This is a genomic window from Pseudomonas sp. Ant30-3 (genome assembly GCF_000690905.1).
Taxonomy (GTDB): Bacteria; Pseudomonadota; Gammaproteobacteria; order Pseudomonadales; family Pseudomonadaceae; genus Aquipseudomonas.
The window spans coordinates 118,717-144,873 of record NZ_JMCL01000018.1; the positions used below are offsets into that span (position 1 = coordinate 118,717).

General features: G+C 61.0%; 14 protein-coding genes and 1 pseudogene. 7 read left to right on the forward strand and 8 right to left on the reverse strand.

Annotated features, from left to right (window positions below; translation table 11 throughout):
* The first annotated feature begins 208 nt into the window (after positions 1 to 208).
* Together DU29_RS0104950 and DU29_RS1000000131155 are read left to right on the forward strand one after the other, a co-directional pair.
* Positions 209 to 13,192, forward strand: a complete 12,984-nt coding sequence (locus tag DU29_RS0104950) for a non-ribosomal peptide synthetase (protein ID WP_028620717.1) — start codon at positions 209 to 211, stop codon at positions 13,190 to 13,192.
* Between the two features lie 106 nt (positions 13,193 to 13,298).
* A pseudogene (locus tag DU29_RS1000000131155) lies at positions 13,299 to 13,445 on the forward strand (alpha/beta fold hydrolase); the annotation flags it as partial.
* A 161-nt stretch (positions 13,446 to 13,606) separates the two neighbouring features.
* On the opposite strand, the gene dsbG reads toward DU29_RS1000000131155, so the two are convergent.
* The 4 genes from dsbG to DU29_RS0104975 form a co-directional block, all read right to left on the reverse strand.
* A complete protein-coding gene (dsbG, locus tag DU29_RS0104960; RefSeq protein WP_028620718.1) occupies positions 13,607 to 14,383 on the reverse strand; it encodes a thiol:disulfide interchange protein DsbG in 777 nt (258 codons plus the stop codon).
* Complete coding sequence (locus tag DU29_RS0104965) at positions 14,359 to 15,225, reverse strand: TlpA disulfide reductase family protein (protein ID WP_028620719.1); 867 nt, start codon at positions 15,223 to 15,225, stop codon at positions 14,359 to 14,361. The genes dsbG and DU29_RS0104965 overlap by 25 nt, the downstream gene beginning before the upstream one ends.
* The gene (gene dsbD / locus DU29_RS0104970; RefSeq protein ID WP_028620720.1) at positions 15,225 to 16,961 is read right to left on the reverse strand and encodes a protein-disulfide reductase DsbD; all 1,737 of its coding nucleotides are present in this window, start codon (positions 16,959 to 16,961) and stop codon (positions 15,225 to 15,227) included. The genes DU29_RS0104965 and dsbD overlap by 1 nt, the downstream gene beginning before the upstream one ends.
* 107 nt (positions 16,962 to 17,068) lie before the next feature.
* The gene (locus DU29_RS0104975) at positions 17,069 to 17,770 is read right to left on the reverse strand and encodes a hypothetical protein (protein ID WP_028620721.1); all 702 of its coding nucleotides are present in this window, start codon (positions 17,768 to 17,770) and stop codon (positions 17,069 to 17,071) included.
* Positions 17,771 to 18,049: 279 nt separating this feature from the next.
* On the opposite strand from DU29_RS0104975, the gene DU29_RS0104980 reads away from it, so the two are divergent.
* The 5 genes from DU29_RS0104980 to DU29_RS0105000 all read left to right on the forward strand — a co-directional run bounded on the left by DU29_RS0104980 (position 18,050) and on the right by DU29_RS0105000 (position 22,546).
* Positions 18,050 to 18,730, forward strand: coding sequence for a response regulator (locus DU29_RS0104980; RefSeq protein WP_028620722.1), 681 nt, complete (start codon positions 18,050 to 18,052; stop codon positions 18,728 to 18,730).
* Positions 18,727 to 20,052 carry an ATP-binding protein gene (locus DU29_RS0104985; RefSeq protein WP_028620723.1) on the forward strand — a complete coding sequence of 442 codons (1,326 nt, stop codon included), beginning with the start codon at positions 18,727 to 18,729 and terminating at the stop codon, positions 20,050 to 20,052. The genes DU29_RS0104980 and DU29_RS0104985 overlap by 4 nt, the downstream gene beginning before the upstream one ends.
* A gap of 207 nt (positions 20,053 to 20,259) precedes the next feature.
* Positions 20,260 to 20,781, forward strand: coding sequence for a GNAT family N-acetyltransferase (locus tag DU29_RS01000000129500; RefSeq protein WP_050483073.1), 522 nt, complete (start codon positions 20,260 to 20,262; stop codon positions 20,779 to 20,781).
* 40 nt (positions 20,782 to 20,821) lie between these two features.
* Positions 20,822 to 22,234 (forward strand): aspartate aminotransferase family protein, encoded by a 1,413-nt coding sequence (locus tag DU29_RS0104995; RefSeq protein ID WP_028620724.1) that lies wholly within the window; start codon positions 20,822 to 20,824, stop codon positions 22,232 to 22,234.
* Between the two features lie 81 nt (positions 22,235 to 22,315).
* Positions 22,316 to 22,546 carry an MbtH family protein gene (locus tag DU29_RS0105000; RefSeq protein ID WP_028620725.1) on the forward strand — a complete coding sequence of 77 codons (231 nt, stop codon included), beginning with the start codon at positions 22,316 to 22,318 and terminating at the stop codon, positions 22,544 to 22,546.
* A gap of 121 nt (positions 22,547 to 22,667) precedes the next feature.
* Here the strand turns inward: DU29_RS0105000 and DU29_RS0105005 are convergent, their stop codons facing one another.
* Genes DU29_RS0105005 through DU29_RS0105020 form a run of 4 tightly spaced genes read right to left on the reverse strand, consistent with a single transcriptional unit; the run spans position 22,668 to position 26,136 of the window.
* Positions 22,668 to 23,570 (reverse strand): metal ABC transporter substrate-binding protein, encoded by a 903-nt coding sequence (locus DU29_RS0105005; protein WP_028620726.1) that lies wholly within the window; start codon positions 23,568 to 23,570, stop codon positions 22,668 to 22,670.
* Positions 23,571 to 24,470: a metal ABC transporter permease gene (locus DU29_RS0105010; RefSeq protein ID WP_028620727.1), complete on the reverse strand. Its 900-nt coding sequence runs from the start codon at positions 24,468 to 24,470 to the stop codon at positions 23,571 to 23,573.
* Positions 24,470 to 25,213, reverse strand: a complete 744-nt coding sequence (locus tag DU29_RS0105015) for a metal ABC transporter ATP-binding protein (RefSeq protein ID WP_028620728.1) — start codon at positions 25,211 to 25,213, stop codon at positions 24,470 to 24,472. Before DU29_RS0105015 ends, DU29_RS0105010 begins: the two co-directional genes overlap by 1 nt.
* A complete protein-coding gene (locus DU29_RS0105020; protein WP_028620729.1) occupies positions 25,210 to 26,136 on the reverse strand; it encodes a metal ABC transporter substrate-binding protein in 927 nt (308 codons plus the stop codon). The genes DU29_RS0105015 and DU29_RS0105020 overlap by 4 nt, the downstream gene beginning before the upstream one ends.
* Positions 26,137 to 26,157: the final 21 nt, after the last annotated feature.

The following is a 26,157-nucleotide window of genomic DNA, read 5'->3' on the forward strand; positions in this document are numbered from 1 at the left end:
TCCTGGCCCCGCCGACGATCAGTCCGGCCGACTAATTATTTGCAGAGGTCATCCGTTCTCATTGGTGATGGAACCGGATGAAAGCCCGGTTCTCAGCGCATTTCCAATGCCTTGCGCGGTCGGCGAAGACCCCGCCCTGCATGCCCTCAATAGGCGTGGCGTTACAACACCGATACCCCTTGCAAGCCGAATACAGGCAGGAAACCTCATGACCGACGCGTTCGAAATCCCAAGTACCCTGGTCCAGGCCCTTCAGCGCCGCGCGGCCCTGACACCGGATCGGGTGGCTTTGCGCTTCCTCGCCGAAACCGCCGATCAGACCGTGGTGCTCAGTTATCGTGAACTGGACCAACGGGCGCGAATGATTGCCGGTGCGGTGCAGGCGCAAGCGGATTTCGGTGATCGCGCGGTGCTACTGTTTCCCAGCGGTCCGGACTACGTTGCGGCATTTTTTGGCTGTCTGTACGCGGGCGTGATCGCAGTCCCGGCTTACCCGCCTGAATCGGCCAAGCGTCATCATCAGGAGCGTCTGCTGTCGATCATCAGCGATGCCGAACCGCGCCTGTTACTGACCAGTGCCGACCTGCGCGACGCGTTGCAGCACATCCAAGGTGCACCGCCGCTGCTGTGCGTCGACACATTGGCGACCGAGTTGGCCGGACATTGGCTCGAGCCGGTTCTTGATCACGACCACATTGCTTTCCTGCAATACACCTCCGGCTCCACCGCGTTGCCCAAAGGCGTGCAGGTCAGCCACGGCAACTTGGTCGCCAACGAATTGCTGATTCGTCACGGCTTCGGCATCGACCTGAACCCCGACGACGTGATCGTCAGCTGGCTGCCGCTGTACCACGACATGGGCCTGATCGGCGGTCTGTTGCAGCCGATTTTCAGCGGCGTACCGTGCGTGTTGATGTCGCCAGCGTACTTCCTCGGCCGGCCGTTACGCTGGCTGGAAGCGATCAGCGAATACCGCGGCACCATCAGCGGCGGACCGGACTTTGCCTATCGCCTGTGCAGCGAGCGGGTCAGCGAATCGGCGCTGGCACGTCTCGATTTGAGCAATTGGCGAGTGGCTTATTCCGGTTCGGAACCGATTCGTCTCGACACCCTGGAGCGCTTCGCCGAGAAGTTCGCCCCGTGCGGTTTCACCCCCGGCAGTTTCATGGCGTCTTACGGTTTGGCCGAAGCCACGCTGTTCGTCGCCGGGACGGCGCGGGGGCAGGGGATCGGCAACCTGCGGGTGGACGATCAGGCGCTGGCGCAAAATCGCGCCGAGCCGGGCGAAGGCAGTGCAATCATGAGTTGCGGCATCAGTCAGCCGGATCACGCGGTGCAGATCGTCGATTCGCTCGCGCTCACCGAGCAGGCCGAAAACGCCGTCGGCGAAGTCTGGGCGACCGGGCCGAGCATCGCCCACGGTTACTGGCGCAACCCGCAAGCGTCAGCGCAAACTTTTGTCGAGCAGGCCGGCCGCACCTGGCTGCGCACCGGCGATCTGGGGTTCATGCGCGAGGGTGAGCTGTTCATCACCGGTCGCCTCAAAGACCTGCTGATCGTGCGTGGGCAAAATCTCTATCCGCAAGACATCGAACAGACCATCGAGCGCGAAGTGGAAGTGGTGCGCAAAGGTCGGGTCGCCGCGTTTGCAGTAAACGTTGGCGGTCAGGAAGGCATCGGCATCGCTGCAGAAATCAGCCGCAGCGTGCAGAAAATCCTGCTGCCGGACGCGTTGATCAAAGCCATCCGTCAAGCGGTGGCGGAGGTGTATCAGGAAGCGCCGAGCGTGGTGGTATTGCTCAATCCCGGCGCATTGCCGAAGACCTCCAGCGGCAAACTACAACGCTCCGCGTGCCGCAGTCGCCTGGCCGATGGCAGCCTCGACAGCTATGCGCTGTTCCCGTCGGCGAGCATGGAAAACGCTAAGGAAATCGACTCGGTTTCGGAACTGCAAACGCAGATCGGCCTGATCTGGTCCGAGCAATTGCAGGCTGGAAAGGTCGGCAGCGATGACCATTTCTTCTTGCTCGGCGGCAACTCCATCGCCGCCACGCAGGTGGTGGCGCGGCTGCGTGAAGAACTTGGCCTGGAGCTGAACCTGCGCCTGTTGTTCGAGGCACCCACCCTCGGCGCTTTTGCCGCTGCCGTGGCCCGCCTGCAACAGGATGGCGGCCTCGCTCAAGGCGCAATCACACGGCTGTCGCGCAGCGAAGCGCTGCCGCAATCGCTGGCGCAAAACCGTCTGTGGATCACATGGCAACTCGATCCACAAAGCAGCGCCTATAACATTCCCGGTGCTTTGCGTTTGCGTGGCGAACTGGATGAAGACGCCTTGCGCGCCAGTTTCCAGCAACTGCTCAACCGCCATGAATCCCTGCGCACACGGTTTTTCGAACGTGATGGCGTGGCGCTGCAACAGGTCGATGCTCATGCCGAATTCAATCTGCAAAAGATCGACCTTAGCGACTTGCCCGTCGCTAAGCGTGAAACCCGTGCGCTGCAAATCCGCGAGGATGAAGCGCGTACTCAGTTCGATCTGCAGAACGGCCCGCTGCTGTGGGTGACGCTGGTGCGCCTGGCCGATGACGATCATCAGTTGCTGGTGACGCTGCATCACATCATTGCCGATGGCTGGTCGCTGAACGTGCTGATCGATGAGTTTTCGCGCCTGTATGCCGCCGCCTCTCAAGGCCAGGCTGCGACGCTCGCAGCATTGCCGACGCAGTACGCCGATTACGGCAGCTGGCAGCGTCAATGGCTGGCGCAAGGTGAGGGCGAGCGGCAGTTGGCGTACTGGAAAACACAATTGGGTGAGGAGCATCCGACCCTTAGTCTGGCCACCGATCACCCGCGTTCAGCGCAGCAAACCTTCAGTGCGGCGCGTCATTCGATCAAACTCGACACAGCGTTGAACGAAGCGATTCGCTCGACTGCGCAGGCCCACGATGCCACACCGTTCATGCTCTTGCTGGCCGCGTTTCAGAGCCTGTTGCACCGCTACAGCGGCCAGCGCGACATCCGCATCGGCGTGCCGAACGCCAACCGTCCGCGCCTGGAAACCCAAGGGCTGATAGGCTTCTTCATCAACACCCAAGTACTGCGCGCCGAGGTGGATTCGCGGCTGTCGTTCGTTGAGCTGCTGGCGCAGACCCGTCAGGCGGCATTGGGCGCGCAGGCGCATCAGGACCTGCCGTTTGAACAGCTGCTCGAAGCGTTTCCGCAGGCGCGTGAACAAGGCCTGTTCCAGGTCATGTTCAACTATCAACAACGGGACCTGAGTGCGCTGCGACGCTTGCCGGGATTGCTCGCGGAAGAACTGCCTTGGCACAGCCGCGAAGCCAAGTTCGACCTGCAACTGCACAGTGAGGAAGACCGCAACGGGCGCCTGAGCCTGTCGTTCGATTACGCCAGCGAACTGTTCGACGCAGCGACCATCCAGCGTCTCGCTGACCATTTCTGCAACTTGCTCAACGCCGTTTGTGCACAACCGCAAACCGCCGTCGGCGACCTGTCGTTGCTCACAACTGGCGAGCAGGATCAGCAAAAAAACTGGAGCGCCGCACCGTGTGCTCCGGCGAGCCAGTGGCTGCCGGAACTGCTCAACGAACAGGCGCGGCGCACACCGCAAAGTACTGCGCTGATGTGGGACGGTGGCAGCCTCGACTTTGCCGAACTGCATATCCGGGCCAATCGCCTCGCGCACTATCTGCGCGATAAAGGTGTCGGCCCGGACGTCTGCGTGGCCATCGCGGCCGAGCGTTCGCCGCAACTGCTGATCGGCCTGCTGGCGATCATCAAAGCGGGCGGCGCCTATGTGCCGCTGGATCCGGACTACCCGGCCGAGCGTCTGGCCTACATGCTCAGCGACAGCGGCGTCGAACTGCTGCTCACGCAAACCGCATTGCTCGATCGTTTGCCGGCCAGCGCTGGCGTCAGCGTCATCGCCATGGACGCGCTGCATCTGGAGAGCTGGCCAAGTCAGGCACCGGGCCTGCATTTGCAGGGCGACAATCTTGCGTACGTGATTTACACCTCGGGTTCGACCGGCCAGCCCAAAGGCGTCGGCAATACCCACGCAGCCCTCGCCGAGCGCCTGCAATGGATGCAGAGCGCCTATCAACTGAACGACAGCGACGTGCTGATGCAAAAGGCGCCGATCAGTTTCGACGTCTCGGTGTGGGAATGCTTCTGGCCATTGATTACCGGGGCCCGTCTGCTGCTGGCCGGCACCGGCGAGCACCGCGATCCGCAGCGCATTGCCCAGCTGGTTCAGCAATACGGCGTGACCACCTTGCACTTTGTTCCGCCCTTGCTCTCGGTGTTTATCGATGAGCCACTCAGTGCTGAATGTACCAGCCTGCGACGGCTTTTCTCCGGTGGCGAAGCCTTGCCGGCGGAGCTGCGCGACCGTGTGCTGGCGCAGCTGCCGGCGGTGCAATTGCACAACCGCTATGGCCCGACCGAAGCCGCGATCAATGTCACCCATTGGCACTGCACAGCAGAGGATGGCGAGCGTTCGCCCATCGGACGTCCGCTGGGCAATGTCATCTGCCGGGTGCTCGACAGCGAACTCAATGCGCTACCGGCCGGTGTGCCAGGCGAACTGTGCATCAGTGGCATCGGTCTGGCGCGTGGCTATCTGGGCCGACCGGGTTTGACCGCCGAACGCTTCGTGGTCGACCCGCTGGGCGAGCAGGGCGCGCGCCTTTATCGCACCGGCGACCGCGCCCGCTGGAGTGCCGATGGCGTGATCGAATATTTGGGGCGTCTCGATCAGCAGGTCAAACTGCGCGGCTTTCGCGTCGAGCCGCAGGAGATAGAGGCGCGCCTGCTCGCGCAGTCCGGTGTCGCGCAAGCCGTGGTGCTGGTGCGCGAAACAGCGGCTGGCGGGCAGTTGATCGGTTACTACACCGCCCTTGATTGCAACGAAACTGTCGAGGAACAAAGTGCCCGCCTTAGCGCTGCGCTGGCGGCCGAGTTGCCGGACTACATGGTCCCGGCGCAGTTGATGCGTCTGCAGCAGATGCCCCTCAGCCCCAGCGGCAAACTCGACCGCCGCGCCTTGCCTGAACCGCAGTGGCAAGTGCGCGAGCACGTTGAGCCTGTCACGGCGCTGGAGCAACAGATCGCCGCTGTATGGCGTGATGTGCTGGGCCTTGCGCAAATCGGTTTGCGCGACGACTTTTTTGCGCTCGGCGGCCACTCGCTGCTGGCCACGCAAATCATTTCGCGCAGCCGTCAGGCCTGCGACGTCGAGCTGCCGCTGCGGACATTGTTCGAGCACAGTGAACTCGGTGCGTACGCCGAACAGGTTCGGCTGATTCAGGTCAGCGGCAACACCAACAAACAGCCGCCCATCGCCAAGGTCGACCGGCACAATCCGGTGCCGTTGTCCTATTCACAGCAACGGATGTGGTTCCTCTGGCAGATGGAGCCGGACAGCCCGGCCTACAACGTCGGCGGCATGGCGCGGCTGCGCGGTGTGCTCGATGTTGGGCGATTCGAAGCCGCATTGCAGGCGCTGATCATGCGCCACGAAACCTTGCGCACTACGTTCCCAAGCATCGACGGCGTGGCACTACAGCGGGTGCACGCCCAAAGCGGCCTGCGCATGGACTGGCAAGATTTCTCGGCACTGGACGCCGACCTGCGTGAACAACGGGTGCAAGCGCTGGCCGACAGCGAGGCGCACCAGCCTTTCAATCTGGAAACCGGTCCGCTGCTGCGGGCCTGTGTGGTCAAGACCGCCGAGCATGAGCATTACCTCGTGCTGACCTTGCACCACATCGTCACCGAAGGCTGGGCGATGGACATCTTCGCCCGCGAGCTCAGCGCGCTGTATGAAGCGTTGGTCGATGACCGCGAATCGCCGCTGCAACCCTTGCCGGTGCAGTACCTCGATTACAGCGTCTGGCAGCGTCAGTGGCTGGAATCCGGCGAGCGTCAGCGCCAACTCGATTACTGGACCGCGCAGCTGGGCCGTGAACATCCGCTGCTGGAGCTGCCCGCCGACCGGCCGCGCCCGGCGGTGCAAAGTCATCAGGGCGAGCTGTTGCGCTTCGATCTGAGCGATGAGCTGGCTGCCCGGGTCCGCGCCTTCAATGCGCAAAACGGCCTGACCCTGTTCATGACCATGACTGCCGCGCTGGCCGTGCTGCTTTACCGTTACAGCGGCCAGACCGACCTGCGTATCGGCGCACCGGTGGCCAACCGGATTCGGCCGGAAAGCGAAGGGCTGATCGGCGCCTTCCTTAACACTCAAGTGCTGCGCTGTCAGCTCGACGGGCAGATGTCGGTCGCGGAGTTGTTCGAGCAGGTCCGCCACACCGTGATCGAAGGCCAGTCGCATCAGGACTTGCCGTTCGATCATCTGGTCGAAGCCTTGCAACCGCCACGCAGCGCCGCGTACAACCCGCTGTTCCAGGTGATGTGCAACGTGCAGCGCTGGGAGTTTCAGCAGAGCCGCACACTCGCCGGTATGACCGTCGAGTACCTGGCTAACGATGCCCGCGCGACCAAGTTCGACCTGAACCTTGAGGTTACCGACCTCGATCATCGCCTCGGTTGCTGCCTGACTTACAGCACCGACCTGTTCGATGAACCGCGTATCGCGCGCATGGCGGGTCACTGGCGCAATCTGCTGGAAGCGCTGCTCGCCGACCCGCAGCAACGCCTCGGCGAACTGCCGCTGCTGGCCGCGAGCGAAGAGCAATCGCTGCTGGACAGCCTCGGGGTCGAGCCGGGTGAACATCGACTCGATCAGTGCATTCATCAACTGTTCAGCGAGCAGGCACTCATCCGTGGCGACGCACCGGCGCTGACGTTTGCCGATGAAACCCTGAGCTACGCCGAGCTCGACCGCCGCGCCAATCGCCTGGCCTGGATGCTGCGCGAGCGCGGTGTCGGACCGCAGGTGCGCGTCGGCCTGGCGCTTGAGCGTTCGCTGGAAATGGTCATTGGCCTGCTGGCAATTCTCAAGGCCGGTGGCGCTTACGTGCCGCTGGACCCGGAATACCCGCTTGACCGTTTGCATTACATGATCGAAGACAGCGGCGTCGGTTTGCTGCTCAGCGACGCGGCGATGTTCGACGCGTTAGGCGAATTGCCGCCGGGCGTTGAGCGCTGGTGTCTGGAAAAAGACGCCGCGGCACTGGCCGATTATCCGGCCAGCGAGGTGCCGTTTGTCAGCTTGCCGCAGCATCAGGCCTACCTGATTTACACCTCCGGCTCCACCGGCAAACCGAAAGGCGTGATGGTGTCCCACGGTGAAATCGCCATGCATTGCCGTGCCGTGATCGAACGCTTCGGCATGCGCCCGGACGACTGCGAATTGCACTTCTATTCGATCAACTTCGACGCCGCGACCGAACGTTTGCTGGTGCCGTTATTGAGCGGTGCGCAAGTGGTCCTGCGGGCTCAAGGGCAGTGGGATGCGCAAGAAATCTGCGCATTGATTCGCCGTCATCGCATCAACATTCTCGGATTTACCCCGAGCTACGGCAGCCAGTTGGCGCAATGGCTGGTCACCCAGGGCGACACTCTACCGGTGCGCATGTGCATCACCGGTGGCGAGGCGTTGACCGGTGAACATTTGCAGCGGATTCGCACAGCTTTCACACCGGAGCTGTTTTTCAACGCCTATGGCCCGACCGAAACCGTGGTCATGCCGCTGGCGAGTCTGGCGCCGGAGCAGCTCGAGGAAGGCCTCGGCAGCGTGCCAATCGGCAGCGTTATCGGTGCGCGCGTGGCGTACATTCTCGACAATGACCTGGCGCTGGTGCCGCAAGGCGCGACCGGCGAGTTATACGTCGGCGGTGCCGGTCTGGCGCAGGGTTATCACCAGCGTCCGGGGATCACTGCCGAGCGCTTTGTCGCTAACCCGTTCATGGCCGATGGCGGGCGCATCTACCGCACCGGCGACCTGGTGCGGCAGCGCGCCGGTGGCCTGGTCGAATACCTCGGGCGCATCGACCATCAGGTGAAGATTCGCGGCTTCCGCATCGAACTCGGCGAAATCGAAGGCCGGCTGCTGGAACATCCTTCGATCCGCGAAGCGGTGGTGCTGGCGCTGGACGCGTCAAGCGGCAAACAGCTGGTGGGCTATCTGGTCACTGACGTGGTTTCACAGGATGAAGATCAGAAAAAGGTACTGCGCGATGCGTTAAAAAATCACCTGAAATCCCAGTTGCCGGACTACATGGTGCCGACGCACCTGATCCTGCTGACGAGCATGCCACTGACCGCCAATGGCAAGCTAGACCGCCGCGCCTTGCCGGCCCCCGATCCCGAGCTCAACCGTCAGCATTACGTAGCTCCGAGCAGCGAACTTGAGCTGACCCTGGCGAGCATTTGGTGCGCTGTGTTGAACGTCGAACAGGTCGGCCTCAACGACAACTTCTTCGAACTGGGCGGCGATTCGATCCTGTCAATCCAGGTAGTCAGCCGGGCGCGGCAGCAGGGCATCCATTTCAGCCCGCGCGACCTGTTCCAGCACCAGACCGTGCAGACCCTCGCGGCCGTGGCGACTCGCACTGAACAGGTCAGGGCCGAGCAAGGCTTGCTCAGCGGAGAATCGCGTCTGACGCCGATCCAGCACTGGTTTTTCGATACCGAGATCGCTCAGCGTCAGCATTGGAATCAGGCGCTGCTGCTGGCGCCAACGGTGGCACTGGAACCGCATCGCCTGGAGCAGGCGCTGCTGGCGGTGATCGAGCAGCACGATGCGCTGCGTCTACGTTTTGAGCAAAGCGCCGGCGAATGGAAAGCCCATCATCAGGCGATCTGCGATGCGCCGGTGCTGTGGCAGTTGCAGGTCGCGGCGATGGACAAATGCACGGCCCTGTTCGCCGACGCGCAACGCAGTCTGGACCTTGAACACGGTCCGTTGATGCGGGTGCTGCTGGTCGATGGGCCGGAGGGCGTGCAACGCCTGTTTATCGCCATCCATCACTTGGTGGTCGACGGGGTTTCCTGGCGCGTGTTGCTGGACGATCTGCAGACCGTCTACCGCCAACTGGAACACGGGCAGTCGGTAAAACTGCCGGCGAAAACCAGCGCCTTCGGCGACTGGGCCGCGCGCTTGCAGGCGTATGCCGGCAGTGAATCGCTGCGTGAAGAACTCAGTTGGTGGCAAGCGCAACTGGCGGGGCCAGCGGCTGAATTGCCCTGTGATCGTCCGGATGGCGGTCGGCAGAATCGTCACGCGCAAACCGTCAGCGTGCGCCTCGACGCCGAGGCTACCCGGCAGTTGCTGCAACAGGCACCGAGCGCTTATCGCACTCAGGTCAATGACTTGCTGTTGAACGCATTGGCCCGAGTGATGTGCCGCTGGACCGGTCATGAATCGGCGCTGATTCAACTCGAGGGCCATGGCCGCGAAACCCTGTTTGACGACATCGACCTGACCCGTACCGTCGGTTGGTTCACCAGCGCTTATCCGCTGCGTCTGACCCCTTTGGCAGAGCAGGGCGCGTCGATCAAGGCGATCAAGGAACAACTGCGCGCCGTGCCGCACAAGGGCTTGGGGTATGGCGTGCTGCGTTACCTCGCCGACGATCCGTGCCGGCAAACCTTGGCTGCGCTGCCAGTTGCACCGATCACCTTCAACTACCTCGGTCAGTTCGACCAGAGCTTCGGCGCAGACGCGCTGTTCCGTCCGCTCGATGAGCCGGTTGGTGCCGCACACGACGAGCACGCGCCGCTGCCTAATGAGCTGAGCGTCGACAGTCAAGTCTACGGCGGTGAACTGGTGCTGCGCTGGACGTTCAGCGCCGAGCGCTACGACCCGCAGACCATTGATGATCTGGCGAACGCCTACCTCGGCGAATTGCACAGCGTGATCGAGCATTGCCTTGAGGACGCTGCCGGCGGCCTGACGCCGTCGGATTTCCCGCTGGCGAAACTGACCCAGCTACAACTCGATGCGGTGCCGATCCCGGCGGCCAATATCGAAGACGTTTACCCACTGACGCCAATGCAGGAAGGCATGCTGCTGCACACCTTGCTCGAACCGGGTACCGGCCTCTATTACATGCAGGACCGTTACCGCATCAACAGTGAGCTTGATCCGCAGCGCTTTGCCCAGGCCTGGCAAGCGGTGATCGCCCGTCACGAAGCCTTGCGCGCGTCGTTCTGCTGGAATGTCGGCGAAGACATGCTGCAAGTGATCCACAAACCGGGCAGTACGCCGATCGAGTTCCTGGACTGGAGTGCCGTTCTCGAGAGCGAGCAAGAGCCAAAACTGCAAACGCTGCTGAAAAGCGAACGCGAAGCAGGTTTCGAGCTGTTGCATCAGGCGCCGTTCCACCTGCGCCTGATCAAGGTTGGCGCGGCGCGTTACTGGTTCATCATGAGCAATCACCACATCCTGATCGACGCCTGGTGTCGCTCGTTGCTGATGAATGATTTTTTCGAAATCTACATGGCGCTGGGCGAAGGACGCGACGCGCAGTTGCCGCTGCCGCCGCGCTATCGCGACTACATCGGCTGGCTGCAACGGCAGAGTCTTACCGCGGCGCGCCAGTGGTGGAAAAGCAATCTGCAAGGCTTCGAGCGAACCACGCCGATCCCGAGCGACCGACCGTTCCTGCGAGAACATGCCGGCGATAGCGGCGGCATGATTGTCGGCGATCGCTACACCCGACTGGATGCCCGCGACGGTGCCCAGCTGCGTGAACTGGCGCAGGCGCATCAGTTGACTATCAACACCTTCGCGCAAGCGGCGTGGGCGCTGGTGTTGCGGCGCTTGAGCGGGGATCGCGACGTGCTGTTCGGCGTCACGGTGGCCGGGCGTCCGGTAGAAATGCCAGAGATGCAACGCACCGTCGGGCTGTTCATCAACAGCATTGCGCTGCGGGTGAAGATGCCCGAGGACGACCAACCCTGCAGCGTACGCGAATGGCTGAACGGTTTGCTCGACAGCAATATGCAGCTGCGCGAGTACGAATACCTGCCGCTGGTGAGTATTCAGGAAAACAGCGAATTGCCCAAGGGCCAACCGTTGTTCGACAGCCTGTTCGTGTTCGAAAACGCCCCGGTGGAAGTCTCGGTGCTGGACCGCGCGCAGAGCCTGAATGCGACCTCGGATTCGGGCCGCACCCACACCAATTTTCCGCTGACGGCGGTGTGTTATCCGGGCGATGACCTTGGCTTGCACCTGTCGTATGACCAGCGCTATTTCGACGAATCGACCATCGAACGCATGCTCGCCGAGTTCAAGCGTTTGTTGCTGGCGCTGGTCGAAGGCTTCCACGGTGAGATGGCGAATCTGCCGCTGCTCAGTGCCGAGGAGCAGGATTTTCTGTTGCACGGCTGCAATCAGAGCGAGCACGATTACCCGCTGCAGCAGAGCTACGTCGCACTGTTCGAAGCGCAAGTGGCTCGGCACCCGCAGCGGATTGCCGCAAGTTGCCTGCATCAGCAACTCAATTATCTCGAACTGAATCAGCGCAGCAACCGCCTCGGCCATGCATTGATCGCAGCCGGTGTCGGACTCGATCAACCGGTAGCATTGCTTGCCGAACGCAACCTCGATTTGCTCGGCATGATCATTGGCAGCTTCAAGGCCGGTGCGGGTTATCTGCCGCTGGACCCGGCGCTGCCAAGCCAGCGTCTCGCTCGAATTATCGACTTGAGCCGCACGCCGTTGCTGGTCTGCACGCAGGCCTGTCACGAACAGGCCGTCGCCTTGCTGGACGAGTTCGCCTGCGCCAATCGACCAAAGTTACTGGTTTGGGAAGTGATCCAGGCGAGCGCTGTCGCGCTGGATAATCCAGGCGTCTACAGCGGTTCGGATAACCTCGCTTACGTGATCTACACCTCGGGCTCCACCGGTTTGCCGAAAGGCGTGATGGTCGAGCAACGCGGCATGCTCAATAACCAGTTGAGCAAAGTCCCGTATCTCAACCTGAGCGAGGCTGACGTGATCGCGCAGACGGCGTCGCAAAGCTTCGATATTTCAGTCTGGCAGTTCCTCGCCGCGCCGCTGTTCGGCGCGCGGGTGGACATTGTGCCGAACACTATCGCCCACGATCCTCAGGGCTTGCTGGCGCATGTCTGCGCACAGAGCATCACCGTGCTGGAGAGCGTGCCGTCGTTGATTCAGGGCATGCTCGCGCAGGAACGCATGAGCCTCGATGGTCTGCGCTGGATGCTGCCGACCGGTGAAGCGATGCCGCCGGAACTCGCCCGTCAATGGCTGTTGCGCTACCCGGATATCGGCCTGGTGAACGCCTATGGCCCAGCGGAATGTTCCGACGACGTGGCGTTCTTCCGCGTCGACCTGGCGTCCACGCGGGGCAGTTATCTGCCGATCGGAACGCCGACCGACAACAACCGTTTGTACCTGCTCGATGGCGCGCTGGAACTGGTGCCGCTGGGCGCGGTGGGTGAGTTGTGCGTCGCCGGTACGGGCGTCGGCCGTGGTTATGTCAGCGATCCGTCGCGCACCGCGCAAGTGTTTGTGCCGAATCCATTCGGCGCGCCGGGTGATCGTTTGTATCGCACCGGGGATTTGGCGAGGCGGCGCAACGACGGCGTGCTGGAATACGTCGGACGGATCGACCACCAGGTGAAAATTCGCGGCTACCGCATCGAGCTGGGCGAAATCGAAGCGCGTTTGCACGAGCAACCGGAAGTGCGCGAAGCCGCAGTGGGTGTGCAGGAGGGCGTTAACGGCAAGCATTTGGTGGGTTATCTGGTGGCGACGGAGTCGGCGCTGAATCCGGGTGAACGTCTGGAGCGCATCAAGCAGCGGCTGCGCGCCGAGTTGCCGGAATACATGGTGCCGCTGCACTGGTTGTGGCTGGAACGGATGCCGCGCAATGCCAACGGCAAGCTGGACCGCAAGTTGCTGCCAGTACTGGAGATCGGTCAGTTGCAGAGTCAGGATTACCAGGCGCCGCGCAATGAACTGGAACAGACGTTGGCGGACATCTGGGCGCAGGTGTTGAAGGTCGAGAAGGTGGGTGTGCAGGACAACTTCTTCGAGCTCGGTGGCCATTCCTTGCTGGCTACGCAGATTGCCTCGCGAGTGCAGAAAACCCTGCAGCGCGATGTGCCGCTGCGGGCGATGTTCGAGTGCAGCACGGTGGCGGAACTGGCGGAGTACATCAACGGGCTGGCGGCAAGCGATATGACCGAGGAGAAGGTCGATCGCCTGAATGATTTGATGGCGGCGCTGGAGGGGCTTTGATGGGCGGGTAACGTGTCGAATACGGCAACGTTTGGGCGCATACCCCATACAATCGTGCGATTGACGCTCACGGCTCGTCGGCTCAGTCTTTGTGCTCCATTTTTTGCCGCGACCGCCGTCGGAGGCCAAGGAAATGGCTGAACTGATCGGCTGCCCGTGCGTGCTGGTGCCGGATGCCGGACATATTTCAAGTCGGGAAAATCCGCAATTTGTGACGGACAAGTTGCTGAAGTTTCTGGCTGATGGAAATTAACGGTTTTTGCTGACGCTTTCGCGAGCACGCTCGCTCCCACAGAGGAAACCATTCCATTGTAGGAGTGAGCCTGCTCGCGCGCTCACAGGGAACAGCATTCCATTGTGGGAGCGAGCCTGCTCGCGAAGGGGCCGGCGAGGTTTCGCAGTGTCTCAGAGGACCTACTTCGGCCCCAGAATCTTCACCAGCTTGTCCGGCGACGGTGCGCCTTGTTGCTGCTGCAACTCACCCTTGTCGTCCATGTAGAAAATCGCCGGGGTGGCTGACAATTCCAGCTCTTCCATCAACTGCATGTTCGCCGCCAGTTTCGCCTGAATCGCCGGTGGCACTTCTTTCAGTGCTTTCAGCGAACTGGCCTTGCCGGCACCTTCATGGTCTTGCAGGGCTTTTTGCGGATCCTTGGCGGCGAGCAATGCAGCTGATTTGCCCGGGCTGTCCTCGCGAATGATACCGACCATGATGTGTCGCAACTGCACTTTGCCCGCCTTCACCCACGGCCGGGCCTGCTCCCAGAACATGTTGCAGTAAGGGCAGTTCGGATCGCTGAACATGTAAACGATACGCGGCGCGTCTTTGTTGCCATCGGCGATCCAGCTGCTGGCTTCCATCTTGCCCCAGACTTCTTTCGACATCGGTGCGTAGACCAGCTTCTGCAAAGGCTCGCTGCTCAGGTCGTTGCCTTCGGCGTCATACAGATTGCCCAGCAATACGTGCTTGCCATCCGGCGTCAGGTACAGCGCCATGCCACGATTCTGGTATTGCGCGGCATAACCGCGCAAACCGTCAGGGGCGTCGAACTGGCCGACAATTTTGGCGCCCTTGGCTTCGATTTTCTTGATCGCCTCAGGCAGTTCTTCGGCGGCCTGCAGCGATGGCAGATGAAGAATTGCTGCGCTCAGGGTCAGGGTCAGCGTCAGCAGGTGGCGGAAGCGGGGCATGGCAATTTCCTTGAAGAGGTGGCCGGTGTGGCGGAAGGGAGGCTGTCGAAGTTTTCCAGGGCGCGCGCCAGACTGGCTTCCGACAACTCGCCCAGATGGCTGCCCAACAGTCGACCGTCAGGGTTATAGAACAGCGTAGTCGGCAATGCCATTGAACCCACGGCCTGGCCCAGGCGACCACTGCCGTCGAACAACACGTTGCTCAGGCTCAGGCCTTGGGTTTCCAGATAAGTGGCGACGCTTTGCATGCTTTCCGCCTGATTGACGAACAGAAAGGTCAGGTCCGGACGCTGCATCTGCGCGTTTTCCAGCACGGGCATCTCCCGCCGACAAGGCGGACACCAGGTCGCCCAGAGGTTGATGACCAGCGGTCCACCCTTGTAATCCGCCAGTTGCACGGTTTCCCCAGCGGCATTGCGCAGGGTGATTTCCGGCAGGCGTGTGCCTTGTTCGTAGATCGTCAGAGAAAACGTCGCCAACAACCAGAAGGCCACGCCGCTGACCACGCCGAAGCCTAATGGACGACGCAAACCAGGCCGACGCCAGCCGCGATATACGGCGCCGAGCAGCAGCGCAATCACGCCCGGCCAGGCGAGAAAACCGCCGTCGCGCACGTCGATCATCTGCCACGGATCATCACGGTAATGTGCCCAGTACATGGTCACAAAACTGATCCGTGCCGCCAGCATGCCGAACAGAAAAAGACTGAACAGCGCCGATTCGGGATTTTCGCCACCGCGTTTGGCCGCTCGCCAGCCGACAAAAGTCGCCAGTGCCAGCGCACTGATCAGCAGCAGATGGTTGAGCGCGATGGCGAAGGTGCCGAGGGTAAAAGTCAGCATTAACGGGCGTCTCGGGTGGTGGTCCAGCGTTGCAGGAACGTTTCGGCATCGACCTGGCCGGTGATGCGTTGGCTGCGTCGTTCTTCACCGTCGCCGCCAATCCACAGAAAGCTCGGCGGCCCCGGCACCTTATAGCGGCTGAGCAATTCCCGGCTGGCGGCATTGTCGGCGGTCACGTCGAGGCGCAGCAAGCGTACCTCACTCAGCGCGTCGAGAACTTCGGATTTGCCGAACACTTGCTTTTCCATGACTTTGCACGACACACACCAGTCGGCGTAGTAGTCCAGCAGCACCCACTGACCTTGCGCCTGTGCGGCGTCCAGCTCCTTTTGCAGCGCTGCCGGATCCTTGATCGTGGTGAATGCATCGTGGCCGACCGGACGGGTGACCGGGCTCGCGTTCGAGGCGTTGAACACCTGCAGTGGCTTGAACAGTTCACCACTGCCACCCGCCGCGCCGATGATCAATAAGCTGCCCCACAACCCCATCAGCAAAGCACTGGCGCCGAACAGATGAGCAACGCGACCGAACCCTTGCGACTGCTTCCAGGCGCTGTAAGCCGCGATCACGAGCAAGGCACCGCACAAGCCAATCCACAGCGAATCGTCCAGCAGCGGACGCACCATCAACAGCGCGGTGGCCAGGAACAGGAAACCGAACACGCCTTTGAGCAGGTTCATCCAGGCGCCGGGTTTGGGCAGGAAGCGGTTGCCCACGGTCACCAGTAGCAGCAGCGGAATACCCATGCCGATGCCCATGGCAAACAGAATCAAGCCACCGTGCAGAGCGTTGCCGCTTTGCGCGATATAAAGCAGCGCGCCTGCCAGTGGGGCGGTCATGCACGGCCCGACCAGCAAACCGGATACGGCACCCAGAACACCGGCACCGATCAGGCTGCCGCCGCGTTGACCGCGCGAGACATTTTCCAGTCGATCACGTACAGCGACCGGTAACTGCAGCTCGAAGAAGCCGAACATCGGCAACGCCAGCAGTACGAACACCGCCGCGAACGTGCCAAGCAGCCAAGGATTCTGCAACAGCGCCTGCAAATTCGCACCGAGCAGCGCCGCCAATACGCCCAGCGCTGCATACACCAGCGCCATGCTGACGACATAGCTGCTCGCCAGGGCAAAGCCGCGTTTCGGTGAAGCGCCGCTGCCGACGACCAAACCTGCGAGGATCGGCAACATCGGTAACGTGCACGGAGTGAACGCCAGCAACAGTCCCAAGCCGAAGAACACCAGCAAGCTCCAGCCCAGCGCGCGTTGTTGCAGGCCGCTGGCGAGTGCCTGATCAGGTGCTTGTTCGACCGCCGACGCGGCAGATATTCCGCCCAGGTCCACGACCTTGGTTTGCGGTGGGTAACAGAGGCCGGCATCCGCACAGCCCTGGAAACCGACTTTGATCTGGCCCGTGGCGCCGGCCGGGATCTTTAGCTCCAGACCCTGCCGATAGACTTGCTGTTCGCCAAAGAACTCATCGCTGTGCGATTCGCCCGCCGGTAATGCGGGGTTATGCTCCTTGGCCAAACCGTCGAACTTCAGACGTTGCTGGTAGAGGTAATAGCCATCGGCAATCTGCCAATAAAGCTGCATTTCCCCGGATTCCAGTCGCTCTGAGGTAAAAGTGAACGCTTTATCAACCGGAAGGAATTCGGGTTTGGTAGCAAACGGATTGGTCCCGGCCTGAACAAGGCCGGAAACCAGAAGAGCAAAAATGAAAAATAGCCGACGCATTGGTGAGAGCCTTGTCCCTGTGCAATTGCTGTGCACGATGGGGGGGCGCGATTAACCGTCGATTAACTTTACTGACCAGCGAGCGTCATTCTGTAACCGGCGGCGGTTTAATCGCGCAACAGCCCTGGCCAGCTGACATCACTGACCCGTAGCGGTCCTGCGAGAAATCTCATGTTGAAAAGGTCATAGCGCATATACCGGTTCTGCGTGAGAAAAACGTAGTAGTGGCTGTCGGCTAGTGTTCGGTCGTTTTGTACCGCCGTGATGATCAGATCCTTGTAGGGCGCAAGTCCAGGCAACGTTTCATCGAATACTTTCAATGCAACCGGTTTTGTTCTGTGCAGATCAAGGTAGATGGACTTTCCACCCTCCAGCAGGAAATGAAATCGACGAGGGTGCAAGGCGGAAGACTTGAATGTCCCGGCTATGATTTGATCGAAATACGGGAGAAGAGAGTGCCAGATGGATTTCGAAACAGGAATGATACTTTCTACCCGGTCGTCATCCTGGTCGTATTTGCAAACCGTCGGAACATTGTCCTTGTAGAAGAAAAGCCACAGCGTGTCGGAATCAAAGTCAAAGGCAGTTGTAATGTCAATGCCTGAGGTTGCAAAGCCGAAAAGAAGATGTTTCGCGTAGGGGTGAAAGTCGCCCCAGGTACTCTGATCGATATCTTTGGGGTAGCCGTCTTCCACTCTGTCTTCGGCGATGTCAAAGCGCGAATAGGTGTTGTTGTCCTTAAAGAAAAAATAAATTTTGTCCTTTCCGGCGCGCCAATCGACGGCCACAAAATTCTGAAGTGTCTGCATGATTATGAATCCGTTCATTAGTTTATAAGGCTTGATGGATGTTTGTGTCTGATCCGGACTTAGGTTATCTCGAAGTTTCAACTTGCGGATGTAATTACTGTTGGGTTTTGTTTCCTGATGGGCGCTGTGTTAGTTGCGTTTATAAAAGACAGTTGCAGTGGTTTGGAAACGGACAAGGCGCACCTGAATTATTGGTGCTACTCGTCAGCAACGGACCTTGCCATAATCACGGCTTAATGCCCGCTTGCTTCAATCGCTTTTTTACGCAGGAAGCTTTCAATGCACGTACTGGTTTGCGAAGACGATGAGCTGATCGCCAGCGGCATCGTCGCCGGCCTTACCGCCCAGGGCCTGACGGTGGAGCACGTCGCTACCGCGTCAGCTGCGCGGGCGATGCTCAAGGTCGCCGAATTTGATGTCATGGTGCTCGATCTCGGTCTTCCTGATGAGGACGGCCTCAAGTTGCTGCAACAGTTGCGGCATAACGGTCTGGAAATTCCGGTGTTGATCCTGACTGCACGCGATTCGGTCACTGATCGTGTCGACGGTTTGCAGGCCGGGGCGGACGACTACTTGCTTAAACCGTTCGATCTGCGCGAACTCGCCGCGCGTCTGCATACTTTATTGCGCCGAGTTGCCGGGCGCAGCGTCAACCTGATCGAACATGGTCGTCTGACGTACAACCCGAGCAGCCGTGAAACCCTGCTCGGAGGCCAACCCGTCGACCTTTCGCGGCGTGAACAGTCGCTGTTGCAGGCCTTGCTGCACAATCGCGGGCGGGTCCTCTCCACTGAACAACTGAAAGACAGCGTCTACGGCTTCAGCGACGAACTCGAAAGCAACGCCCTCAACGTGCACATTCATCACCTTCGGCGCAAACTCGGTAACGGTATCGTCGAAACGGTGCGCGGCCTCGGTTATCGCCTGGGTCCGGCCGACAGTGGGGAAGAATCGAAGTGATGAGCCTGCGTTTGCGCTTGAGTCTGACACTCGGCGCCGCTTTCGCGCTGATCTGGGCGTTGGCTGCGGCCTGGATGCTCAGCGACCTGCGTAATCAGATGATGTTTTCCCTTGATCAACGGCTCGTGGCCTCCGCTCGAATGGTTGCCGGGTTGATGGAGCAGTTGCCGGCACTGCCAAGCAACGGCGAAGGGACCCGTGTCAGTGCAGAGCAACTGAATCTTCCGGGGGGCATGGCGTGTCAGGTCAGCTCGTTGCGGGGTGAGATTCTGGCGCGCAGCCATACCGATCCTGAACAAACCCTGGAAGCCGAGAAAATGGGCTTTCACGATCAGATGATAGACGGGGCGCCGTGGCGCAGTTTCACCCTGGCCCGCGGAGATTTGCGGATCACGACGGCCGATCGGCAAATCGAGCGGGAAGCCCTCAATATGTCGATCCTGCTGGCTGCTTCGGTGCCGGTAGGAGTGGCGTTGCTCGGCTGTCTTTGCTTGCTCTGGTTGGGCATCGGTCAGGGGTTGGCCCCGCTCAATCGCATGCGTGATGCCTTGATGCGGCGCAGTGCCGACTCGCTGGAACCGTTGCAGATCCAACCGCTGCCGAGCGAGTTGCAGCCTTTGCTGGACACTCAGAATCAGCTGTTTCTGCGCATCGGCAAGGCCATTGAGCGCGAACGGCGCTTGACCGGTGACGCTGCTCACGAATTACGCAGCCCGCTGACGGCGATCAAGACGCACCTGCAGGTCGCACGCATGACCGATGGCGCTGCGCGTGATCAGTCGCTGGCTCGGGCCGAAGAGGGCGCCGATCGCCTGCATCGCACGCTTGAGCAGTTGCTGTTGCTGGCTCGAGTCGAGGGCAGCCTGTCCTTTGATGACGGCGTGCAATGCAGCGCCGAGCAAGTGGCAAAACTGGCGATTCAGGATGCGGCAAGCGGTGATCGTCAGCGCATCAGGTTTCTGCCACCTTCGAAGCTGTCGCACGCCCCCGTGCAAATGCCCGCCGTGCTGTCGATTGCGGCGCTACGCAACTTGCTGGACAACGCACTGCGGCATACCCCCGGCGACGAGCCGGTGGAACTCAGCCTGGAAACCAGCGCAGACCGGGTGCAATTCGTTGTGCGCGATCATGGGCCGGGAATCGCCGAAGGTGATTTACAGCACCTGACGCAACGCTTCTGGCGCAACGGCCAAAGTACCGGCTGCGGGCTGGGCCTGGCGATCGTGCAAGCGATCGTCCAGCGCTGCGGCTGCACCCTGCATTTCGACAGCCGCCCGGACGGGCTAAGGGTTGAACTCACCATGCCGTTACAACCCGTCTGACCTCTGCCCTTGTAGGAGCCGAGCTTGCTCGCGATAGCGGTTTAACATTCAGCATAACTATTGCCTGACACACCGCTTTCGCGAGAAAGCTCTGCTCCTGCAGATCTGCGCCGCACATCAAATGTAACCTCTGTTCGATGTATTCCTGATGTCACTGGCGCTATCGTCGGCCTCCGCTTTTTCTCAATGGATTGAGGCAGCAGCGCCATGGATTCTCTTATTCGCATCTGCAAGGCCACCTCTGCCGACGCCGGCATCATCAGCCGCATCGTCGAACGCTCCATCCGCGTCGGCTGTGCGCTCGACCATCGCAACGATCCGCACACCGTCGCCACCTGGACCCACAGCAAAACCGTCGACCACATTCAAGCCTGGCTCACCGATCCGCGGGTGTACCTGAACCTGGCCCTGCTGGAGAACAAACCGGTGGGCGTTGCGATGGCTGCGACGAGCGGCAGGATCGCATTTTGCTACGTGCAACCGGAATGGTTCCGCCGCGGCGCCGGGCAGGCACTGGTTGGCGACCTTGAACGCTGGCTGCACGATCTGGGGTTCAGTCAGGCTCGGCTCAACAGCACGCGAACCAGCGAAACGTTTTACCGTCATTTGGGTTACCAGCCCGCTACTCCTCCCTTCCAGATGGCCGGGCTCCAGGCGATTCCAATGTTCAAAGACTTGACAGTGCCGTTGCAGAAAGCCGATCAAGGACCTAAATCCCCGGCGCCCTGATGCGTTTCCAGAACAGGAAAACCTTATCGAGGGTCGAGAGATGTCAGTCGCTACCAGCCTTATGGAAGATCAGTCGGCCCGGACCGCTTCGGCGCCGGGCGAAACGCTCTATCACTTCACCGAGTCACCGTTGCTGGCGCGTCAGAACCGCCAGGAGTCCAACGCCCGCAGCTACCCGCGACGCATCCCTCTGGCACTCAAGCGAGCCAAGGGTATTTACGTCGAAGACGTTGAAGGGCGGACGTTCATCGACTGCCTCGCCGGGGCTGGCACGTTGGCACTGGGGCATAACCACCCGGTGGTGATCGAAGCAATCCGGCAAGTGCTGAGCGATGAACTGCCGCTGCACACGCTTGACCTGACGACCCCGGTCAAGGATCAATTTGTTCAGGACCTGTTCGGCTTGCTGCCACCGGCGCTGGCGGCTGAAGCAAAAATCCAGTTCTGTGGCCCGACCGGTACCGATGCGGTGGAAGCCGCGCTGAAACTGGTGCGCACCGCCACCGGGCGCAGCACTGTGTTGTCGTTCCAGGGCGGTTACCACGGCATGAGCCAGGGCGCATTGAGCCTGATGGGCAGCCTGGGTCCAAAGCAACCGATGGGTGCATTGCTCAGCAGTGGCGTGCAATTCATGCCGTATCCATACGATTACCGCTGCCCGTTCGGCCTGGGTGGTGCGCAGGGTGTGCAGGTCAATTTGAGTTACCTGGAAAACCTGCTGAATGATCCGGAAGCCGGCGTGCAGTTGCCGGCGGCGGTCATCGTTGAAGTGGTACAGGGCGAAGGCGGGGTGATTCCGGCCGATCTCGACTGGTTGCGCGGCGTTCGGCGCATCACTGAAGAGGCCGGCGTGGCGCTGATCGTCGATGAAATCCAGAGCGGTTTTGCGCGCACCGGCAAGATGTTCGCCTTTGAGCACGCCGGGATCATTCCGGATGTCGTAGTGATGTCCAAAGCCATCGGCGGCAGCCTGCCGCTGGCGGTCGTCGTCTACCGCGACTGGCTCGACACCTGGCTGCCAGGCGCGCATGCCGGGACTTTTCGCGGCAACCAGATGGCCATGGCTGCGGGCTCTGCAGTGATGCGTTATCTGATTGAGCACAAGGTTTGCGAACACGTCGCGGCGATGGGTGAGCGCTTGAGCGAACACCTGCGGATTCTCCAGCGGGACTTTCCGCAATTGGGCGATATCCGTGGGCGCGGCTTGATGCTCGGCGTGGAACTGGTCGATCCAACCGGAGCACCCGACGCGCAAGGTCATCCGCCGATTTTCGCTCGACTCGCGCCGCTGGTGCAGCGCGAATGCCTCAAGCGCGGCTTGATCCTCGAACTGGGCGGACGGCATGGCGGCGTGGTGAGGTTCCTGCCGCCCCTGATCATCACCGCCGCGGAAATCGACAGGGTCGCGGAGATTTTCGGTCGGGCGATGGTGGCGGCAACAAGCAGTGTCTAAATTTCCTGACCCGCGCAACGTTCCTTCTACATAACGGCTGTGCACCGCTGCGCAGCCAACCGACAACGATGGAGAATCAGCATGACTTCAGTATTCGACCGCGAGGACATCCTCTTTCAGGTGGTAGTGAACCACGAAGAACAGTATTCGATCTGGCCCGACTACAAAGCCGTGCCCGGGGGCTGGCGCACCGTGGGTAAAAGCGGCTTGAAAAAGGAATGCCTGGCCTATATCGAAGAAGTCTGGACAGACATGCGCCCGTTGAGCCTGCGCCAGAAGATGGAAGAGCAGGCGGCAGTGGCTATTAATTGAGACGCTGATCGTCCCACGATGCGTGCCAACGCAGAGCGTGAGAAAAAAGCCCGCTGGACCGAGAAGGTCAGCGGGCTTTTTTCATGTGCGCATTTCGTGTCGCCTTGCGGTCCGGCTGACGTTACGCCCCACTCAATCCTTTGATAACCAGATCCACGTTGCCTTCGAGCTCGGCCACCGGATCGGCCGCATCGGTACTCAATACCACCAAGCGACTTCCTGACTCAGCAATCGCCGCTTTCACCGCGTCAGACGGCTGCCGATGATGCAGCACGATTGCCACGTCGTTGTCCTTCAGCGTCGCGACCAACTGCTTCAGCGCCTCGGGCGTCCACTCGGTATCCGGTCGTGCATCCAGCCCAACCAACTCCAGATTGAGCCCGCCGATCAGGTAGCCGAAGTGATCGCTCAAACTCATCACGCTCAGATTGTCAGCGGCGGCCAGCCGCGCTTCGCTGTCGGCGCTGAGTTTGAGCAAACGCTGTTTCAGCGCCGCCAGGTTTGCCTCGATCGCAGGCTTGGCCGCAGGCGCCAGGCGCACCAGGTCCGCCGCCATCACGTCCGCCATGCGCCCCATGTTGTTGCTGGAAAACCACGGCTGACTGTTGAGGCCATCGACTTTAATGTCCGGTTGCAAGGCAATGCCGGGCAGGGCGCCGTCCACCGGGCGGGCGGCATCAATTTCGACGATGCGAATGTTGCTGCGGCGGGAAAACGGATACAGCGGATCATCCGCCCACAGCGAGCGCACACCGATAACTGCATCAGCATCGCTCGCCAGTTTCGCCAGCGCCGGTGCGCCACGGCCAGTGAAATAAGCGGTCTGACGACTGCCGGGCAAGTTCGCCGGCGCTGCACGTTCAAGTTTGACGTCGGTGCCTTTGAGCAGCACTTCGCCCAGACCATAGGTGATCGGCAATGACGCGAGTACATGCAAGGGTTGCGCGCCCTGCGCGGCGAATGACGTATTCACCAGCCCGCAGAGAGCCACGGCAAGGGCCAGTTTTCGCATTGAAAAAATCATTTATCCGAGATTCCCTTTAAGACTGGGGACCACGCCGCGCGCAATGGCGGAGAGGGCGAAGGCGATGCCGGCGACCAGGATGATGGCGGCGCCAGACGGGATCGGCAGGTCGAATACGATCGGTGCGAGGATCCCGCACAGCGTGCTGACCGTGGCGATCAATACCGAGCACCAGAAAAAGCCCTTGAGCGACTGGCTGAGCAAACGTGCGGCCGCGGCCGGAATCACCAGCAATGCCCCCACCAGAATGGCGCCAATGACTTTCACTGCCGCCACGGTGATCAGCGTCACCAGAATCACGAACAGATAATCCAGGGTTTTCACCGCCACGCCGCGCACCGCCGCCAGTTGCGGATTGAAGCTGGCGAGCATGATGCGGTTGTACAACGGCAGCGCCAGCGCCATCACCAGCGAGCCGACGATGGCCAACACCAGCAGGTCATTGCCGTTGACCGTCAGCACCGATCCGAACAGCACGTTTTCGAGGATGTGCACGTTGATTTTGCCGGCCAGAATCAGCAACAGACTGGCGCCCAGTGCCAAAGACACCGACAGGAAGACGCCGATCAATGTATCCGGCGAGAGCCCCGTACGGTTTCGCAGGTAATTCAGCGAAATCCCGAACAACAGGCAGTAACCGAACAGGCTGCCATAAGGCCCGGTGTAGGGTTCGCCGAGCAGAATGCCGATGGCAACGCCGGTCAGCGCCGCGTGACCTACCGCCTCGGAGAAAAACGCAAAACGCTTGACCACCACCAGCGTGCCAAGCCCACCGAGCACCGGGCCGATCAATAGCCCCGCGAGCAGGGCGTTGACCACAAATCCATACGCCAGCGCTTCAGGCAGATAACCCGAAGACGCCCAGCCCTGAATCATCAAACGAAAGGCTTCATAACTCATCAGGCAGCGCTCCGTGGATGGGTCGAAAACAGCGTCAGCAAACGCTCCGGGGTCAGTGCCTGTTGCGGCGTCGCATCGAACAGTACTCGACGGTTCAGCCCGGTGACGCGATCGGCCAGCCGACCGACGGCTTCCAGGTCGTGCTCGATCCACAGCACGGTAATGCCGCCTTGGCGCCAGTCACCGAGCAAACGCTCGAAGACCCGGATACCAGCCTCGTCGAGTGCCGACATCGGTTCATCGAGTACCAGCAACTGCGGCGCCGGAATCAGCCCTTGCGCCAACAGCACGCGCTGACGCTCGCCTCCGGACAGCGCGCCCATGCGGCGCTTGCGCTTGTCCTGCATGCCGACGCGCTCCAGTGCTTCGCCGATGGCCGCGGCGTAATGCTTGCTCACCCCGAGAAACGCCGGGCGCCGCTGGCACATCGCAGCCATGAAATCATCGACGGTCATCGGCAGGCCGCGGTCGAATTCCAGGGCTTGCGGCACATAACCGATGGTCCCGGGTTCGCCGGGCCATTGCAGGCTCAAACGACCTTGATGAGGCATCTGCCCGAGCAAGGTCTTGATCAGTGAACTCTTGCCGCCACCGTTGGGACCAACCAGCGCGTGGATGCTGCCGGGCTGAACCTGAAAGGTCACCTTGTCGAGGATGGTCGTGCGGCCGAGCGTCAGGCTGATTTCGGCGAAATCCAGGGTCGGGCCGGCGGTCTGGACGAGGCGGGTTTCCTGGACAGTCATGCGCCGGACTCCTGAATAGCGCGTACCACGGTGTTAAGGTTGCCGGTCATTTCCTTTTCATATTTGTCGGCGGTGTATTCGCCGTAGGAAATGTGCGACAGCGGGTAGAGCTTCACCCCGGATTCACGCTGAATGGTGTCAACGTAGCTGGACGGGAAGTCCATCTCGGAGAAGATCACCTTCACGTCCAGGTCGCGCAGTTGATCGATGGTTTTCTTCAACTGGCTCGGGCTTGGCTCGATACCGTGGGCGGGTTCGACCACGGCCGTCACTTCGAGGCCGAATTCGCGCAGCAGGTAGTCATACGCCGCGTGCACGGTGGCCACGCGCAATTCGGCATTCGGCGCTTCGGTCAGTTTCGCCAGGGCATCGGCGCGCATCGTGCGCAGGCGCTTGCCGTAAGCGCGGGCGTTCTGGGTGTAGGTCTTGGCGTTCGCCGGATCGAGTTTGCCGAGCTCCCGGGCGATGTTGTTGACTTGGGCGATGGAAGCGCTGATCGACAGGAATGTGTGCGGATTTACGACCTTGCCGGCACCGCGAGCAGCAACGCCGGTTGCCGCCAGCAGCGGCACATTTTCATTGGCTTCGATCACGGCGATATTCGGCGTTTCGCTGGCAGCGATCATACGGTCGGCGAAATCGTCATGGCCGACGCCATTGAGCACAACCACGTCGAGCCCGCCAATGCGCTTGATGTCTTCTGCGCGAGGTTCATAGGCGTGCGGGTTGAAACCGGCCGGAATCAGCGGCACCACTTCGGCCTTGTCGCCGACGATATTTGCTACATAGCTGTAATAAGGGTGCAGCGTGATGCCGATGCGCAGGCGCTTGGCCTCATCGGCGCTGACCATGGGGGGCAGCAGGCAAGCGAGCAGGCCGACCAGTAGCAGGCGCACGAAGGAACGTTGAGATGAACTAGGCATGGGAAAGCGGTCTTCTTCGGA

Excerpts from the sequence above, each read along its gene's own strand:
- DU29_RS0104980 (WP_028620722.1), top strand. The coding sequence starts at position 18,050 with ATGCACGTACTGGTTTGCGAAGACGATGAGCTGATCGCCAGCGGCATC.
- DU29_RS0105000 (WP_028620725.1), top strand. The coding sequence starts at position 22,316 with ATGACTTCAGTATTCGACCGCGAGGACATCCTCTTTCAGGTGGTAGTG.
- dsbG (WP_028620718.1), bottom strand. The coding sequence starts at position 14,383 with ATGCCCCGCTTCCGCCACCTGCTGACGCTGACCCTGACCCTGAGCGCA.
- DU29_RS0105020 (WP_028620729.1), bottom strand. The coding sequence starts at position 26,136 with ATGCCTAGTTCATCTCAACGTTCCTTCGTGCGCCTGCTACTGGTCGGC.
- dsbD (WP_028620720.1), bottom strand. The coding sequence starts at position 16,961 with ATGCGTCGGCTATTTTTCATTTTTGCTCTTCTGGTTTCCGGCCTTGTT.
- DU29_RS0104975 (WP_028620721.1), bottom strand. The coding sequence starts at position 17,770 with ATGCAGACACTTCAGAATTTTGTGGCCGTCGATTGGCGCGCCGGAAAG.
- DU29_RS0105015 (WP_028620728.1), bottom strand. The coding sequence starts at position 25,213 with ATGACTGTCCAGGAAACCCGCCTCGTCCAGACCGCCGGCCCGACCCTG.
- DU29_RS01000000129500 (WP_050483073.1), top strand. The coding sequence starts at position 20,260 with ATGGATTCTCTTATTCGCATCTGCAAGGCCACCTCTGCCGACGCCGGC.
- DU29_RS0104965 (WP_028620719.1), bottom strand. The coding sequence starts at position 15,225 with ATGCTGACTTTTACCCTCGGCACCTTCGCCATCGCGCTCAACCATCTG.
- DU29_RS0104995 (WP_028620724.1), top strand. The coding sequence starts at position 20,822 with ATGTCAGTCGCTACCAGCCTTATGGAAGATCAGTCGGCCCGGACCGCT.
- DU29_RS0105010 (WP_028620727.1), bottom strand. The coding sequence starts at position 24,470 with ATGAGTTATGAAGCCTTTCGTTTGATGATTCAGGGCTGGGCGTCTTCG.
- DU29_RS0105005 (WP_028620726.1), bottom strand. The coding sequence starts at position 23,570 with ATGATTTTTTCAATGCGAAAACTGGCCCTTGCCGTGGCTCTCTGCGGG.
- DU29_RS0104950 (WP_028620717.1), top strand. The coding sequence starts at position 209 with ATGACCGACGCGTTCGAAATCCCAAGTACCCTGGTCCAGGCCCTTCAG.